Genomic DNA, 14,921 nt, shown 5'->3' with positions numbered 1-14,921 from the left:
GGCGTGACCGCAGCGTGCAGGGCGGAATCGTCTGAAGCCGTCGCCATGGAAGCTCCTACAGCCGGGTGCGCGAGACGTCGCGCGAATCGTCCTCGGCGACATGGTACTTCGGCAGCACCACCTCGAAGTCGGCGCCGCGAGGATCGTCCACCACGCGCACCGTGCCGCCGTGCAGCTGCGCCGCCCACCGGGCGATCGACAGACCGATGCCGGTGCCGCCCGACTCCGTGCCCGGCGTGCTGCGGCCCTTGACGAACCTGCGGAAGATGTCGGAACGCTCCTCGACGGGAATCTGCGAGCCGAAGTTCACCACGTTCGTGATGATGGTCCCGTTGTTCGTGTTCTCGCGGGCCTCGATGAGCACCTTCGTGCCGTCGGGGGAGTGCTTGAGCGCGTTGGCGATGATGTTGGTGAACAGCTGGCGCAGACGGTCCTGGTCGCCCTCCAGCCAGATGTTCTCGTCGACGTGCATGACGATGTCATGCGCATGCCCGGCGTCGGCGATCTCCAACGGCTCGACCGTCTCGTCAAGAAAGTCCAGCAGGTCGAACTTCTCGACGTTCAGGCTGGCGGCGCCCGCCTCCATGCGCGACAGGTCCAGCAGGAAGGCGATCAGGTCGGACAGCCGGTGCGTCTGGTTGAGGATGCCCTCCAGATTCGCCGGGGTCGGCTCCACCACGCCGTCCGCCATGTTCTCGACCATCGCCTGCAGTGCGGAGACCGGCGTGCGCAGCTCATGGCTGACGTTCGCCACCACGTCGCGGCGCATCTGGTCGGCGTGCTGCAGCTCCTCGGCCATCTCGTTGAACGTGCGGGCGAGCTGTCCGATCTCGTCGTTGCTTTTGGTGCCGAGCTTCACGCGCACGCTGTAGTCGCCCTCCGACATGGCTTCGGCGGCGTCCCGTAGCTGGCGCAGCGGCGCGATGAGGCCACGCGAGAAGAAGTAGGTGATGCCGAGCGCCACGACCATGGTCAGCGGCATGGCGATCCAGCCGCTCCAGCCGTACTTGAGCAGGAACCATACGAGGATGAACGCGATGGAGGTCGCCATGACGATCACCACGCTCAATTCGATCTTCAGGGACGAAAACAACCCGATCGGACGTTTGGGGTCCAATCGGGTTGTCTTCGTCCGCCTGTTTCGCGGATCGTTCATCGGCTGCTCACTGCTCCGGAGGCTCGAACGCGTAGCCCACGCCGTGCACGGTGCGAATCGTCTCCGAGCCGAGCTTGTGGCGCAGTGCCTTGACATGCGAATCCACGGTCCTCGTGCCTGAAGCGTCGACCCAATCCCACACCTCTTCGAGCAGCTTCTCGCGGGTGAGCACGGACTTCGGCTTGCGCGCCAGCGTGGCCAGCAGGTCGAACTCGGTGGGGGTCAGGTGCACCTGCTCGCCGTTGACCGTGACCAGCCGCTGCGCAGGGTCGATGACGAGGGAGCCGAAATCGAGGATTTTCTCGTTCTCGGAGTTCTTCGCGATGACCTTCGCGCGCTCCACGCGGCGCAGCAGCGCCTTGCAGCGGGCGATCAGCTCGCGCATGGAGAACGGCTTGGTCATGTAGTCGTCGGCGCCGGCACCGAGGCCGATCACCTTGTCGGCTTCGTCGTCCCTTGCGGTCAGGATCAGCACCGGGACCGGACGGTCGGCGACGATGCGTTTCGTCGCCTCGAGACCATCCATGACCGGCAGCATGATGTCCATGATCACCAGGTCGGGCCGCAGCTGCTTGGCCGCCTGGACGGCGCTTGCGCCGTCCGAGGCCACGCGCGCCGTCCAGCCTTCCGCCGTGATGCGCTGCGCGACCGCGGTCGCGAGCGTCGGTTCGTCTTCGACCACGAGGATCGTGTGCGAGGCAGGGCGGGAGGCTCCCGCATGTTGGGGGGACTGCTGGTACAGCCCCTGCTGCGATGGAGAGTTAAGCATGTCTATTCGCCTTTCAGTCTTCAGGCTTCAAGAATACCGCTCCCAGTGCCGGAATGGTGAGTTTCGCCGACCAGTCGCGGGAATGGTACTCTCCCTCGACCGCCTCGAACGTGCCGTTGTGGATGTCGGAGCCGCCGTACTTCTTGTCGTCGGTGGTCAGCACTTCGGTCCACTTGCCGCCCTTGGGCAGCGGGACCTGATAGTCCTGCCATGCCTCGCCGGAGAAGTTGACCACGACGACGATCGTCTCGCCGTGCGAGCCGACACGCATGAAGCTCAGCGTGTTGTGGTCGGCGTCGTCGCTGGTGAGCCACTGGAATCCGGCCGGGTCGAAGTCCTGGCTCCAGATGGCCGGCGTGTCCTTGTAGAACTCGTTGAGGTCGGCCACGAGACGCTGCACGCCACGGTGGTCGGGCCACTCGAGCGACGCCCAGTCCACGGAGCCGTCATGATCCCACTCGCCCCACTGGGCGACCTCGTTGCCCATGAACGTGAGGTTCTTGCCGGGGTGCGCCCACTGGTAGGCGAACAGGGCGCGCACGCCCGCGTAACGCTGCCAGTCGTCGCCCGGCATCTTGCCGAAGAGCGAGCCCTTGCCGTACACGACCTCATCGTGGCTGATGGGCAGCACGTAATGCTCCGAATAGGCGTAGACCATGGAGAACGTGATCTCGTTGTGGTGCCACTTGCGGTTGATCGGCGTCTCGTGCAGGTACTGGAGCGTGTCGTGCATCCAGCCCATGTTCCATTTGAGGCCGAAGCCGAGGCCGCCGGCGTCCGTGGGGGCGGTGATGCCCGGGTACGCGGTGGACTCCTCGGCGATCATCATGATGCCGGGGTTGTTCTTGTACGCGGTGGCGTTCGCCTCCTTGAGGAACGCGATGGCCTCCAGGTTCTCGCGTCCGCCGTAGATGTTCGGACGCCACTGGCCGGGGTTGCGGCTGTAGTCGAGGTACAGCATCGAGGAGACCGCGTCCACGCGCAGCGCGTCGACATGGTACTCGTCAAGCCAGAAGCAGGCGTTGGCCACGAGGAAGTTGCGCACCTCGTTACGGCCGAAGTTGAAGACGTACGTGCCCCAGTCCGGGTGCTCGCCGCGCAGCGGGTCGGGGTCCTCGTACAGCGGCGTGCCGTCGAAGCGGCCGAGCGCGAAGTCGTCCTTCGGGAAGTGCGCGGGCACCCAGTCCATGATCACGCCGATGCCGGCCTGATGGAACTTGTCGACCAGGTACTTGAAGTCGTCGGGGCCGCCCAGACGCGAGTCCACGGCATAGTAGCCGGTCACCTGATAGCCCCACGAGCCGGAGAACGGGTGCTGGGCCAGCGGCATGAACTCGACGTGCGTGAACCCTTCCTTGGCCACGTAGTCGACGAGCTCGTCGGCCAGCTCGCGGTAGTTGCCGATGCCCTTCTTCCAGCTGCCGGCGTGCACCTCGTAGATGCTCACCGGGCCGGAGTGCGGGTCGGTGGCGCGGCGGCGGTCCATCCAGGCGTCGTCATGCCAGGCGTGCGTGGAGTCCACGACGATCGAGCCGGTCGCCGGCGGGATCTCGTGCGACCGCTCCATCGGATCGGCCTTCATCTTCCACTCGTGGTTGGCGTTGAGGATCTCGTACTTGTAGACCTCGCCGGCCTTCACGCCGGGGATGAACAGCTCCCAGATGCCGGAGGAGCCGAGCTCGCGCATGGCGTGGCGGCGGCCGTCCCAGCCGTTGAAGTTGCCGACGACGCGCACGGCATGCGCGTTCGGCGCCCACACGGAGAACGAGGTGCCGACAACCTGCTCGCCGGCGGTGCCGTCGTTGCCGCCCATGGGATCGTCGTAACGGCGCACGTGCGCGCCGAGCGCCTCCCACAGCCGTTCGTGGCGGCCCTCGCCGAACAGGTAGGCGTCCATGTCGCCGATGGTGGGCAGGTAGCGGTACGGATCGTCCTCGACCAGCGTCGTGCCGTCGGCGAAGACGGTGCGCACGCGGTAGTCCGGCACGGAGTACGAGGGGGAGCCGTCACGCTGGGTGCCGTCGCGGTGCGCCGGGATGACGGCGGCGAACACGCCGTTGAACTCGTGCGCGGCGTTCGCCTCGCCATCCTGCGTGATGATGGTGACGCTCTTGGCCATCGGGCGCAGCACGCGGATGGTCACGGTGCCCGCATGGTCGCCGCTGCCGAGATGGCCGCCTAGCACCTCATGCGGGTTGTAGAACGTTGCATTGCTCACCGCGCTCAGGTCGCTCTGGCTCACCGGCACGGGGGCGATATCCTCATTGATGTTCGTTAATGTAGCCATGTGCAAAAGGGTAATACTTTTGGCCCCCGCGCGCGACGTCGCGGCGCGTCACGTCTCACCAGTCGGTATGGTCGAGACTTACTGGCATAATATGTAAGGTTTTATGTCATTTTTTCACGGAGGATTCATGGGGTACAAGGTCGGCGATATGGTCGTCTATCCGCGTCACGGCGCGGCAAGGGTCGAGGCCATTACCGAGCGTGTGGTGAAGGGCGTGAAGCGCGAATATCTGCAGCTGTCCGTGCTGTCGTCCGACGGGCTGGTCATCAATGTCCCGGTCGAGAACGCGCAGAAGGTCGGTGTGCGCGACATCGTCGACGCCAACGAGGTGGCGAAGGTGTTCGAGATCCTGCGCACTCCCATCGTCGAGAAGGAGATGAACTGGTCCCGCCGCTACAAGCTGAACGTCGAGAAGCTGGCCACCGGCGACGTGAACAAGATCGCCGAAGTGGTCCGCGACCTCGCGCAGCGCGACGTGGACGAGCACGGCCTGTCCGCCGGCGAGAAGCGCATGCTGACCCGCGCCCGTAGCATCCTCACCTCCGAGATCGCGCTGTCCGAGGACCTCGACGAGTCCGAGATCCAGCGTCTGCTCGACGTGAACCTGGGCTTCAGCGAGCCGCGCCCCGGCGACGAGAAGCATCACACGCAGGCGCCGCAGGAGCCCGCGGACCGCACGCTGGCCCGCATCGAGGCCGAGGGGAAGAAGTCGCGCCGCAAGTAGCCGCAGCCGAATGCGGAATGTGCATACGCCCTGTCGTCGCGAGGATGCGACGACAGGGGAGGCTTCGATGGGTGGCCTTGACCGGTGACCACGTTGGACGGCCATGATGGACGGCCGCATGAATCATGATGGGATGGGTATGCTCGACGATCTGAACGCTTCATTGCCGATGCCGCGCATCGGGCAAGGATTCGACGCGCACCGGTTCGCGCCTGAGGACTCCGCGCGCCCGCTCTGGCTGGCATGTCTCAAGTGGGACGGTACGGGCATCGAGGGCGACTCCGATGGCGACGTCGCCGCGCATGCGCTCATCGACGCGTTGCTCGCCGCTGCGGGGCTCGGCGACATCGGCACGCTGTTCGGTGTCGGGGCCGGGTCCTCTGGTGCGGGGAAGCATGGGGCCGAGATGCTGCGTACGACGGTGGAGACTTTGGCGGCCCACGGGTGCCGGCCCATATCCGCGAGCGTCGTTGTGATCGCGCGACGGCCCAGGTTCTCCGCTCGCCGCGAGGAGGCCGCACAGGCGTTGTCCGAGGCCGTCGGCTGCCCGGTGTCGGTTACGGCGACCACCACGGATGGTATGGGATTCACCGGAAGCGGTGAAGGCATCGCCGCAATCGCGAACGCCCTCGTCCTCAAGCTTTTGTAAGCGAGGTGCGGGACGCTTTCATCGAGACTAGAGCGCCAAGGTGCTGTCCCGGACTTGGCCCACTCGGTGGAGGGGGCTCCCGCGTAGCGGGTGGGGGGGAGCGTCACCCGCTACGCGGCTACTGTCACAGCGTGTACCTACCCGCTGTGATATTACTAGGCGATGACGGGTTGACTGCCGTCGCTGAACGTCACAGCGTGTACCTACCCGCTGTGATATTACGACGCAATCCTCGGTAAGCGGCAAGGACGGCCATCCCGCCTTTGGCCCCCTCGGTGGAGGGCCGAGCCGTACAGCAAACAGCAGAGCTGTTTGTAGGTGAGGTGCGAGCGACAGCGAGCCAGTATTGAGTCTGCCGTAGGCAGTCCGTAATTGCAGGACGCTGTCAGCCGTAGGCTGACTGGGGGAGCGTCACCCGCTTCCGCAATCATCCGCATCACCGGCCACCCCCATCACCGGCTGCGAACCGCGCTCACACCCTTCGCGACAGCCCAGAACAGCGTCGACAACGTGACGATGATGAAGCTCGGCGGTGCCGGGAACATCGCCGCGATCACCAGGCCACCCCAGATCGCGACCAGGCACAGCAGGGTCGCCGTGACCATGGCCTTGAACGGGGACGCGGTGATGATGTTCGCCGTCGCGGCCGGCGTGATGACCAGCGCGAAGATCAGCAGCGTGCCTACCGCGGGCACGGCGATGGTGATCACGCCGGCCATGATGGCCATGAACGCGAGGTTCATCAGTCCGATCGGCACGCCTTTCGCCTGCGCCACCTGCTCGTCGACCGAGCTGAACAGCAGCGGACGGTAGATGAGCGTCAGCACGGCGAGCAGCACCACGTCGAACACCGCGAAGCCGACGATCTGGCCGTCGGTGATCGTCAGGATCGAGCCGAACAGGATCGACTGCATCTGCTGGGACGCCGAAGACGACAGCCTGGCGAAGAACAGGCCGAGACCGGTGGCGAAGGCGAGCACCGTGCCCGTCGCTATCTCACGCTGCGTCGCGCGCTTGCCCAAGGCGCCGATGACAAGCGCGCCACCGAGCGCGAACACGCCCAGTCCCAAGGAGACCGGCAGACCAAGCAGCACTGCGCCGGTCGCGCCGGGCAGCCCGATGTGGGCGAGCGCGTGCGCGGCGAACGTGGAATGCCGCGCAATCGTGAAGTATCCCATGACGCCCGCGGCGATCGCGATGCACAGACCGGCGATGAACGCGTTGGTCATGAAGGGGACGGATAGCGTCTCCAGCCAGTTCGGGTCGAAGCTGAAGTCGATGTCGCTCATCGTGCGTTCCTTTCCGTCGTCTGCTGTGCTGCTTGCTGAGAAGCTGCGTCCGCATGGTGGCCGGCATGCTGGTGGAACCGGGCGACCTCCTGCGGCGCATGGGTGTCCTGCACGACGTCGTCCGCCTCGTCGGGGGTGGGGGTGACGAACATGTCGCCCTGCGGCGTGGTGACGACCTGCACGGTCGTGCCGTACAGGTGGGTGAGCAGCTTGGAGTCGAGCACTTTGTTCATCGCGGCGTAATGCGGGTGTCCGTCGAGCAGGTAGATCGCGCCGGTGAGGATCGGCAGCAGCATGTTGAGGTCATGGGCCACGACCTGGATGGTCATGCCGAGCTCCTTGTTGAGGCGTGCCAGCACGTGCACGATGGCACGCTGGCTGGCGAGGTCGAGATTGGCGAGCGGTTCGTCGAGCATCAGCAGCTTGGGGTCGGAGACGAGCGCCTGCGCGATGGCGACGCGCTGTCTGAGACCGCCGGAGAGCTGCGAGAGCCGGTAATGCGACTTGTCTTCGATGCCGGTGAAGGCCATGGCCTCATGCGCTTTGGCCCGCTGCGCCTTGCTGATACGGTGGAAGCCGAACCGCGCGCCGATGAGCCCCAGCAGCACCGACTGCTCGGCGGTGAGGTTCGCGTCGATGTCAGAGGTGTAGCTTTGCGGCACGTATCCGATCTGGTGGTTCATCGTGCCTGCCGGCTGGCCCAGTACGGTCAGCGAGCCGCTTGCCAGCGGCAGCAGGCCCAGTTCGGCTTTCATCATGGTGGTCTTGCCGGCTCCGTTGGTGCCGACGATCGCGGTGACCGATCCGCTGGGGATGGCGAGGTTGCCGTTTCGCCAGATGATGTGGTCGCCGCGTTTGATCGAGGCGTCCCGGAACACGATGCAATCCTGCTGCTCCTGCTGCCCGTTGTCTCTCATGTGCCGCCTCTCCTGACGATGATGTGAATGGTCCACGCGCGGCGCGGACCGCATGGGTCATACGGCGGTCATTATTGCAATAGACTTTGACAATCATTCTCAATAATGACGTCGAAGAGGTAAGACGTCGTACGGCGACGTACAACGGCGACGTACGACTTGCAACGTACGACTGCAACGTACGACTGCAACGTCGGCTGCCGGCCGTATCTGCGGACTCAGTTCGATGAGGTGGCGGCGTCGTCGGACGTGGTGTTGCCGGACTGAGCGTCGTCGGACGTGGCGTTATCTGACGACGCTCCGTCACCGTCCGCGTTGTCGTTTGCGGAATCGTCCGTCGTGTCGCCATCGGTCTCGTCTTCCTTATCCATGGCGGCGTCGAGCTCCTCCACCAACGCGGCGATCCAGTCGGTCAGGGAATCGTACTTGTCGGGAAGCTGCTCGCTGACGTCGAACACCGGCACGTCGGAACGGTGGGCGGTGCCGGTCAGCATGTTCGACGCGTCGGACGCCTCCTGCGTGTTGTTGACCAGCACGTCGATATCCTTCGCCTCGATCAGCGACTGGAACTTCTGCAGGTCTGCGGGAGCCGGCTCGCCTTCGGCGGCCGCCGAGCTCGCGTATCCCTTCGGGGTGACGTCGTCGAAACCCATGTCCGCCATCAGATAGTAGACGACCGGTTCGGTCGCCGCGTACGTCGCGCCGTCATGGTCCTTGGTGAATTCGTCCATGGCCTGCTCGACCTTGCCCTCGGCGGTCTTCCACGCGCGCAGCCGCGACTGGAAGGCCTTCTTCTTGGCTGGCAGCAGCTTCGAGAACGCCTCCGTCAGCTCGGTCGCCATGCCGTTGCGCGCGTCCTTCGAGAACCACAGGTGCGGGTTGTCGCCCTCCATCGCGCCCACGGTCTGCGCGGCGGAGACGCCGATCGCGTTGCGTCCCAGCGTCTTGGTCGCCCACGAGTCGTATCCGGCGCCGTTCGAGACCACGACCTGCGCCTTCTGCAGCTTCGCAAGGTCGGATGTCTTCGGCTCGAAATCATGGGCGTCGACGCCGGTCGAACTCAGGATCGAGGTGACTTGCACATCGTCCCCGCCGATCTGCTCGGCCAGGGAACCCCACTGGTTGACCGAGGCGACCACGGTGATCGGGCCGGTCACGGCCTCGCTCTTCTTCTCGTCCTCGCCATTGGAGGACGTGCCGCATGCCGCGCTCAGGACAAGCATGACCGTCGTCGCGGCGGCCGCGACGAATCTTGGGATGCGGTGTGAATGGATGTTCATGGCATTGTCCTCTTCAGATGTGCTATTACGGTTCGTGGTTTCGTATCAAGCGTCGTTGACCTGAGTCCACGATAGCCTAACGCTACGAGCAATGAGCCGGCAACAAGGAAGGAAGCACATGACCATCAAACTCGACGGCAAGAAGGTCGCGGCGGACATCAAGGCAGATCTCGCCGAGCGGGTGGCGCGGCTGAAAGCCGTCGGGATCACGCCCGGCCTGGGCACGTTGCTGGTCGGCTCCGACCCAGGCTCGGTCCGGTATGTCGCCGGCAAGCACGCCGACTGCGAGGAGGTCGGCATCCGCTCCATCAAAAGCGAGCTTCCCGCCGACGCGTCCCTTGACGAGGTGGAGGCCGCGGTCAGGACCCTCAACGAGGACCCCGACTGCACCGGATTCATCGTCCAGCTGCCGCTGCCGAAAGGCGTCGACGAGACCGCCGTCATCGACCTGATCGATCCGGCGAAGGACGCAGACGGCATGCACCCGTACAATCTCGGCGAGCTCGTGCTGCACGTGCACGGCGACATCCGCACCCCGCTGCCCTGCACGCCGCGCGGCGTGCTGCAGTTGCTTGACGCCTACGACATCGACCTGGACGGCAAGGAGGTGTGCGTGCTGGGACGCGGCATCACCATCGGCCGCACGATCGGGCTGATGCTCACGCGCAAGGCGGTGAACGCCACCGTCACGCTGTGCCATACCGGCACGCGCGACATCCGCGACCATATCCGCCGCGCCGACGTGGTCATCGCCGCGATGGGCTCGGCCGGATTCGTGCGGCCCGAGGACGTGCGCGAGGGTGCCGTGCTGGTGGACGTCGGAGTGTCCCGCGTCTACGACGCCGACGAGGGGCGTTACCGCATCCGCGGCGACGTTGACCGGGGCTGCTACGAGAAGGCGTCCGCATATTCGCCGAACCCCGGCGGGGTGGGGCCGATGACGCGCGCCATGCTGCTCGCCAACGTCGTGGAGATGGCGGAGCGACGCGCCGGAATCCGCCCGTGACGGCATGCCGACGGCCCATCCGGCGCGATTCTTCGCCCAGAATGAAACTTCCGGGCGTGTCGCGGCCGCTGCTGCTTGATATTTGGCCATGGCCGCTGTTATCGTTATAGCTTGTGTCCGTAGGGCATACCCATAACTGAAGAACGATTTTATCCATCCACTAGTTATTAAGAAACCACATTAATGGCAGAGAACAATAACGAAGTCACCAAGGTCGCCATCAACGACATCGGCACCGAAGAGGACTTCATCAAGGCAGTCGATTCCACCATCAAGAACTTCGATGATGGCGATTTGGTTGAGGGCACCGTCGTCAAGGTCGATCACGACGAGGTTCTGGTCGATATCGGCTACAAGACCGAGGGTGTGATTCCCTCCCGTGAGCTTTCCATCAAGAAGGACGTCGATCCGGACGAGGTCGTCGAGGTCGGCGATCCGATCGAGGCCCTTGTCGTCACCAAGGAAGACAAGGAAGGCCGTCTGATCCTGTCCAAGAAGCGCGCCCAGTACGAGCGCGCCTGGGGCGACATCGAGAAGATCAAGGAAGCCGACGGCGTTGTCGAAGGCACCGTCATCGAAGCCGTCAAGGGCGGCCTCATCGTGGACATCGGCCTGCGTGGCTTCCTGCCGGCCTCCCTGGTCGAGATGCGTCGCGTGCGCGACCTGTCCCCGTACATCGGCCAGAAGATCAAGGCCAAGATCCTCGAGCTCGACAAGAACCGCAACAACGTGGTCCTGTCCCGTCGCCAGTACCTCGAGGAGACCCAGTCCGAAGTTCGCGAGACCTTCCTCTCGCAGCTCAAGAAGGGTCAGATCCGCGAGGGTGTCGTCTCCTCCATCGTCAACTTCGGCGCGTTCGTCGATCTCGGTGGTGTTGACGGCCTGATCCACGTCTCCGAGCTGTCTTGGAAGCACATCGACCACCCGTCCGAGGTCGTCAAGGTCGGCGACAAGGTCACCGTTGAGGTGCTCGACGTAGATCTCGACCGCGAGCGCATCTCCCTGTCCCTGAAGGCGACCCAGGAGGATCCGTGGCAGCGCTTCGCCCGCACCCACGTCCCCGGCCAGATCGTCAAGGGCAAGGTCACCAAGATCGTGCAGTTCGGCGTGTTCGTTTCCGTCGAGGATGGCATCGAGGGCCTGGTCCACATCTCCGAGCTCGCCAACCGTCACGTCGAGAACCCGGAGACCGTGGTCAAGCCGGGCGAGACCGTGTTCGTCAAGGTGATCGACGTCGATCTCGATCGTCGCCGCATCTCCCTGTCCCTCAAGCAGGCCAACGACTCCGTTGACCCGGCTTCCGAGGACTTCGATCCGGCGCTCTACGGCATGCCGGCCGAGTACGACGAGCAGGGTAACTACAAGTACCCCGAAGGCTTCGACCCGAACACCAACGAGTGGATCGCCGGCTACGAGAAGCAGCGCGAGGAGTGGGAGTCCCAGTACGCGGCCGCCCACGAGCTGTGGGAGGAGCACAAGGCGTTCGTCGCCAAGGAGCTCGAGAACGCCGCGGCTTCCGCTGCCGAGGATGGTCAGGCTCCGAAGGAAGAGAAGGTCGAGGAGACCTCCAACTACTCTTCCGACAACAGCTCCACCGGTACGCTCGCCGACTCCGATCAGCTCGCCGCCCTGCGCGACCAGCTGCTCGGCAAGTGAGTTTACGCGGACTCAGCTGCTGACTGAAGCTCGATAAAGGTCTGTTCCGATACGTGCAACCGTACCGGAACAGGCCTTTTCGCATATTCCGTGTCATCCCGAAGCCGGTCTACGTGCTCTTGGCCCCCTCAGTGGAGGGCCGAGCCGTCAAGCAAACAGCGGAGCTGTTTGTAGGCGAGGTGCGAGCGACAGCGAGCCAGTATTGAGCCTGCCGTAGGCAGTCCTCAATTGCAGGACGCTGTCAGCCGAAGGCTGACTGGGGGAGCGTCACCCGCATAAGCGGCAGTGAGCCAGTATTGAGTCAATCCCAGCGCCTTCGTCCGACCGCAGAATCTCGCTTGACGACGGTCGAAGGCACAATGGGCGCATGATGATACGCGTGGGACTCACTGGCGGCATCGCCGCAGGCAAAAGCACGGTTGCGGCGCATATGCGTCAATTGGGCGCCGTACTTATCGACTATGACGCGATCGCACGCGCGATCACGCGGCCTGGGGGAGCGGCGCTGCCGGCGATCGAGGAGGCGTTCGGGCCTGACAGTCTGCTCCCGGACGGTTCGCTCAATCGTTCCTGGATGGCCGACCATGTCTTCGGCAGCCACGCCGAGCCGGGTGCGCGCGAACGGCTTGACGATATCGAGCACCCGCTGGTCTACGCCGAAGCCGAACGTCAGGATCGTCAGGCATACGCGACGCATCGAGCCGCAGCCGACGATGCGGTGGTCGTCATCCATGACGTGCCGTTGCTCGCCGAGGTGATCGACACCATTCCGTTCCGTTTCGATCATATCGTCACGGTCGAGGCTCCCGAATCCGTGCGCATCGCCCGCATGATGGACGAGCGTGGCATGAGCCTCGAGCAGGCTCAGGGCCGTATCCGGCATCAGCCCAGAGCCGCGGCACGCCGAGCGATCGCTGATATCGTCATCGATTCCACACAGTCGATAGAACAAATGTTTGATGCTGTTGATAGGCTGTATGCACAATGGACCGGACGGAAGGGGTAACGGATGGGATTCAATATCGAACGTACGAACAAGCCGTTCGTCGTCAAGGCTCCGTACAAGCCGTCGGGCGACCAGCCGCAGGCGATCGACGAGCTGGCGCGTCGCATCGAAAGCGGCGAGAACGACGTGGTGCTCATGGGCGCCACCGGCACCGGCAAGACGGCGACCGTGGCCTGGCTCATCGAACGGCTGCAACGGCCGACGTTGATCCTCGAGCCGAACAAGACGCTCGCCGCGCAGCTGTGCGCCGAGTTCCGCGAACTCATGCCGGACAACGCGGTCAGTTATTTCGTCAGCTACTACGACTACTACCAACCTGAGGCGTACATCCCGCAGACGGACACGTACATCGAAAAAGACTCGAACATCAACGACGACGTGGAGCGGTTGCGCCATGCCGCGACCGCGAACCTGCTTACACGCCGTGATTGCGTGGTCGTCGCCACCGTCTCGTGCATCTACGGCCTCGGCACGCCGGAGGAGTACGCCGGCCGCATGCTGTTCCTCAAGGAGGGCCAGCAGATCGACCGCGACGTCCTGCTGCGCAAGTTCGTCGACATGCAGTACAAGCGCAACGACATCGCCTTCACGCGCGGCACGTTCCGCGTGCGCGGCGACACCGTGGAGATCATCCCCGTCTACGAGGAGCTGGCCATCCGCATCGAGTTCTTCGGCGACGAGATCGACCGCATCTCCACGCTGCATCCGCTCACCGGCGACGTGATCGCGCATGAGCCGTCCGTGCACATCTTCCCTGCATCCCATTATGTTGCCGGTCCGGAACGCATGGAGCATGCGCTCAAGACCATCAAGGAGGAGCTTGACCGGCGTGTCGCCGAACTGCGCAAGCAGGGCAAGGAGCTTGAGGCGCAGCGGCTCACCATGCGCACCACCTATGATCTGGAGATGCTTACGCAGGTGGGCGTGTGCTCCGGAGTCGAGAATTATTCGCGGCATTTCGACAACCGTGCGCCCGGCACGCCGCCGCACACGTTGCTCGACTTCTTTCCCGACGACTTCCTGCTCGTCATCGACGAGTCGCATGTGACGATTCCGCAGATCGGGGCCATGTACGAGGGTGATGCGTCACGTAAGCGCACGCTGGTGGAGCATGGGTTCCGCCTGCCTTCCGCAATGGACAACCGACCGCTCAAATGGCCGGAGTTCCTGGACCGCATCGGCCAGACCGTATACCTGTCCGCGACCCCCGGCGACTACGAGCTGGGATTGTCCGACGGGGTGGTGGAACAGATCATCCGCCCGACCGGACTGCTCGACCCGCAGATCGACGTGCGGCCCACCAAGGGGCAGATCGACGATTTGCTCGCCGAAATCAAGGACAGGGTCTCACGCAACGAGCGTGTGCTGGTGACGACGCTCACCAAGAAGATGGCCGAAGACCTGACCGATTATCTGGTCGAGCATGGCATCAAGGTCGAGTACCTGCATTCCGATGTCGATACGCTGCGCCGTGTGGAGTTGCTGCGTGAGCTGAGGGAAGGCAAGATCGACGTGATCGTCGGCATCAACCTGCTGCGTGAGGGCCTTGACCTGCCCGAGGTGTCGCTCGTGGCGATTCTCGACGCCGACAAGGAAGGGTTCCTTCGCTCATACCGGTCGCTCATCCAGACGATAGGCCGTGCGGCGCGTAACGTGTCCGGCAAGGTCATCATGTATGCCGACGAGGAGACCGACGCCATGCATAAGGCCATCGACGAGACGAACCGTCGACGCGCCAAGCAGATCGCCTACAATACCGAGCATCATATCGACCCGAAGCCGCTCATCAAGAAGATCAGCGACGTCAACGACATGCTCGCCAAGGAGGATGTGGACACGGAGACGCTGCTTGCGGGAGGCTATCGCAACGCCGGCAAGGCGGGCAATACGCATCTTGGTGTGCCGAAGGCGAACGCGGACGAGGCGGACAAGCGCCATGAGGAGATCCTCAAGGCGGGACTGCCCGCGCAGGATCTCGCCGACCTTATCCGTCAGCTCAGCGAGCAGATGCACACCGCCGCCGAACAGCTGCAGTTCGAGCTCGCCGCCCGCTTGCGCGATGAGATCCGCGACCTCAAGAAAGAGCTGCGCCAAATGACCAAAGCCAACGAGTAATCCCTAACCCCCGCCCGTCCTCAGGGGGGCGATTCGGCGAGCGAGGTCGTCGTGCAGACGGCCGCCC

General features: G+C 64.2%; 12 protein-coding genes. 6 read left to right on the top strand and 6 right to left on the bottom strand.

Annotated elements, in window-relative coordinates:
• Positions 1–55 precede the first annotated feature (55 nt).
• From F7D09_RS07380 to glgB, 3 genes are read right to left on the bottom strand one after another with little or no spacing between them, the layout of a single operon-like run.
• Positions 56–1,156, bottom strand: coding sequence for a sensor histidine kinase (locus tag F7D09_RS07380; protein WP_152234754.1), 1,101 nt, complete (start codon positions 1,154–1,156; stop codon positions 56–58).
• Positions 1,157–1,163: 7 nt separating this feature from the next.
• A complete protein-coding gene (locus tag F7D09_RS07375) occupies positions 1,164–1,925 on the bottom strand; it encodes a response regulator transcription factor (RefSeq protein WP_376863534.1) in 762 nt (253 codons plus the stop codon).
• Between the two features lie 13 nt (positions 1,926–1,938).
• Complete coding sequence (gene glgB, locus F7D09_RS07370) at positions 1,939–4,212, bottom strand: 1,4-alpha-glucan branching protein GlgB (protein ID WP_152234753.1); 2,274 nt, start codon at positions 4,210–4,212, stop codon at positions 1,939–1,941.
• 127 nt (positions 4,213–4,339) lie between these two features.
• Here glgB and F7D09_RS07365 point away from each other — a divergent pair, with 127 nt between their 5' ends.
• Both F7D09_RS07365 and ispF read left to right on the top strand, forming a co-directional pair.
• Positions 4,340–4,936, top strand: coding sequence for a CarD family transcriptional regulator (locus F7D09_RS07365; protein WP_152234752.1), 597 nt, complete (start codon positions 4,340–4,342; stop codon positions 4,934–4,936).
• 139 nt (positions 4,937–5,075) lie between these two features.
• Complete coding sequence (gene ispF / locus F7D09_RS07360) at positions 5,076–5,585, top strand: 2-C-methyl-D-erythritol 2,4-cyclodiphosphate synthase (protein ID WP_226836076.1); 510 nt, start codon at positions 5,076–5,078, stop codon at positions 5,583–5,585.
• A gap of 452 nt (positions 5,586–6,037) precedes the next feature.
• Here the strand turns inward: ispF and F7D09_RS07355 are convergent, their stop codons facing one another.
• The 3 genes from F7D09_RS07355 to F7D09_RS07345 form a co-directional block, all read right to left on the bottom strand.
• Entirely contained in the window at positions 6,038–6,874 is an 837-nt protein-coding gene (locus F7D09_RS07355) for a metal ABC transporter permease (protein ID WP_152234751.1), read from the bottom strand.
• The gene (locus tag F7D09_RS07350) at positions 6,871–7,791 is read right to left on the bottom strand and encodes an ABC transporter ATP-binding protein (protein ID WP_152234750.1); all 921 of its coding nucleotides are present in this window, start codon (positions 7,789–7,791) and stop codon (positions 6,871–6,873) included. Before F7D09_RS07350 ends, F7D09_RS07355 begins: the two co-directional genes overlap by 4 nt.
• Positions 7,792–8,009: 218 nt before the next feature.
• Positions 8,010–9,071, bottom strand: a complete 1,062-nt coding sequence (locus F7D09_RS07345; protein ID WP_152234749.1) for a metal ABC transporter solute-binding protein, Zn/Mn family — start codon at positions 9,069–9,071, stop codon at positions 8,010–8,012.
• Between the two features lie 118 nt (positions 9,072–9,189).
• Here F7D09_RS07345 and F7D09_RS07340 point away from each other — a divergent pair, with 118 nt between their 5' ends.
• From F7D09_RS07340 to uvrB, 4 genes are all read left to right on the top strand, one after another.
• Positions 9,190–10,077 carry a bifunctional methylenetetrahydrofolate dehydrogenase/methenyltetrahydrofolate cyclohydrolase gene (locus F7D09_RS07340; protein WP_152234748.1) on the top strand — a complete coding sequence of 296 codons (888 nt, stop codon included), beginning with the start codon at positions 9,190–9,192 and terminating at the stop codon, positions 10,075–10,077.
• A 183-nt stretch (positions 10,078–10,260) separates the two neighbouring features.
• Entirely contained in the window at positions 10,261–11,733 is a 1,473-nt protein-coding gene (rpsA, locus tag F7D09_RS07335; RefSeq protein WP_152234747.1) for a 30S ribosomal protein S1, read from the top strand.
• 367 nt (positions 11,734–12,100) lie between these two features.
• Entirely contained in the window at positions 12,101–12,739 is a 639-nt protein-coding gene (gene coaE / locus F7D09_RS07330) for a dephospho-CoA kinase (protein ID WP_152234746.1), read from the top strand.
• A gap of 3 nt (positions 12,740–12,742) precedes the next feature.
• Positions 12,743–14,854 carry an excinuclease ABC subunit UvrB gene (gene uvrB, locus F7D09_RS07325; protein ID WP_152234745.1) on the top strand — a complete coding sequence of 704 codons (2,112 nt, stop codon included), beginning with the start codon at positions 12,743–12,745 and terminating at the stop codon, positions 14,852–14,854.
• Positions 14,855–14,921: the final 67 nt, after the last annotated feature.

It is taken from the genome of Bifidobacterium leontopitheci (genome assembly GCF_009193355.1).
GTDB classification, from domain to species: Bacteria; Actinomycetota; Actinomycetes; order Actinomycetales; family Bifidobacteriaceae; genus Bifidobacterium; species Bifidobacterium leontopitheci.
This window is presented reverse-complemented; position numbering and strand designations above follow the sequence as displayed.

Excerpts from the sequence above, each read along its gene's own strand:
- F7D09_RS07380 (WP_152234754.1), bottom strand. The coding sequence starts at position 1,156 with ATGAACGATCCGCGAAACAGGCGGACGAAGACAACCCGATTGGACCCC.
- F7D09_RS07375 (WP_376863534.1), bottom strand. The coding sequence starts at position 1,925 with ATGCTTAACTCTCCATCGCAGCAGGGGCTGTACCAGCAGTCCCCCCAA.
- glgB (WP_152234753.1), bottom strand. The coding sequence starts at position 4,212 with ATGGCTACATTAACGAACATCAATGAGGATATCGCCCCCGTGCCGGTG.
- F7D09_RS07365 (WP_152234752.1), top strand. The coding sequence starts at position 4,340 with ATGGGGTACAAGGTCGGCGATATGGTCGTCTATCCGCGTCACGGCGCG.
- ispF (WP_226836076.1), top strand. The coding sequence starts at position 5,076 with ATGCTCGACGATCTGAACGCTTCATTGCCGATGCCGCGCATCGGGCAA.
- F7D09_RS07355 (WP_152234751.1), bottom strand. The coding sequence starts at position 6,874 with ATGAGCGACATCGACTTCAGCTTCGACCCGAACTGGCTGGAGACGCTA.
- F7D09_RS07350 (WP_152234750.1), bottom strand. The coding sequence starts at position 7,791 with ATGAGAGACAACGGGCAGCAGGAGCAGCAGGATTGCATCGTGTTCCGG.
- F7D09_RS07345 (WP_152234749.1), bottom strand. The coding sequence starts at position 9,071 with ATGAACATCCATTCACACCGCATCCCAAGATTCGTCGCGGCCGCCGCG.
- F7D09_RS07340 (WP_152234748.1), top strand. The coding sequence starts at position 9,190 with ATGACCATCAAACTCGACGGCAAGAAGGTCGCGGCGGACATCAAGGCA.
- rpsA (WP_152234747.1), top strand. The coding sequence starts at position 10,261 with ATGGCAGAGAACAATAACGAAGTCACCAAGGTCGCCATCAACGACATC.
- coaE (WP_152234746.1), top strand. The coding sequence starts at position 12,101 with ATGATGATACGCGTGGGACTCACTGGCGGCATCGCCGCAGGCAAAAGC.
- uvrB (WP_152234745.1), top strand. The coding sequence starts at position 12,743 with ATGGGATTCAATATCGAACGTACGAACAAGCCGTTCGTCGTCAAGGCT.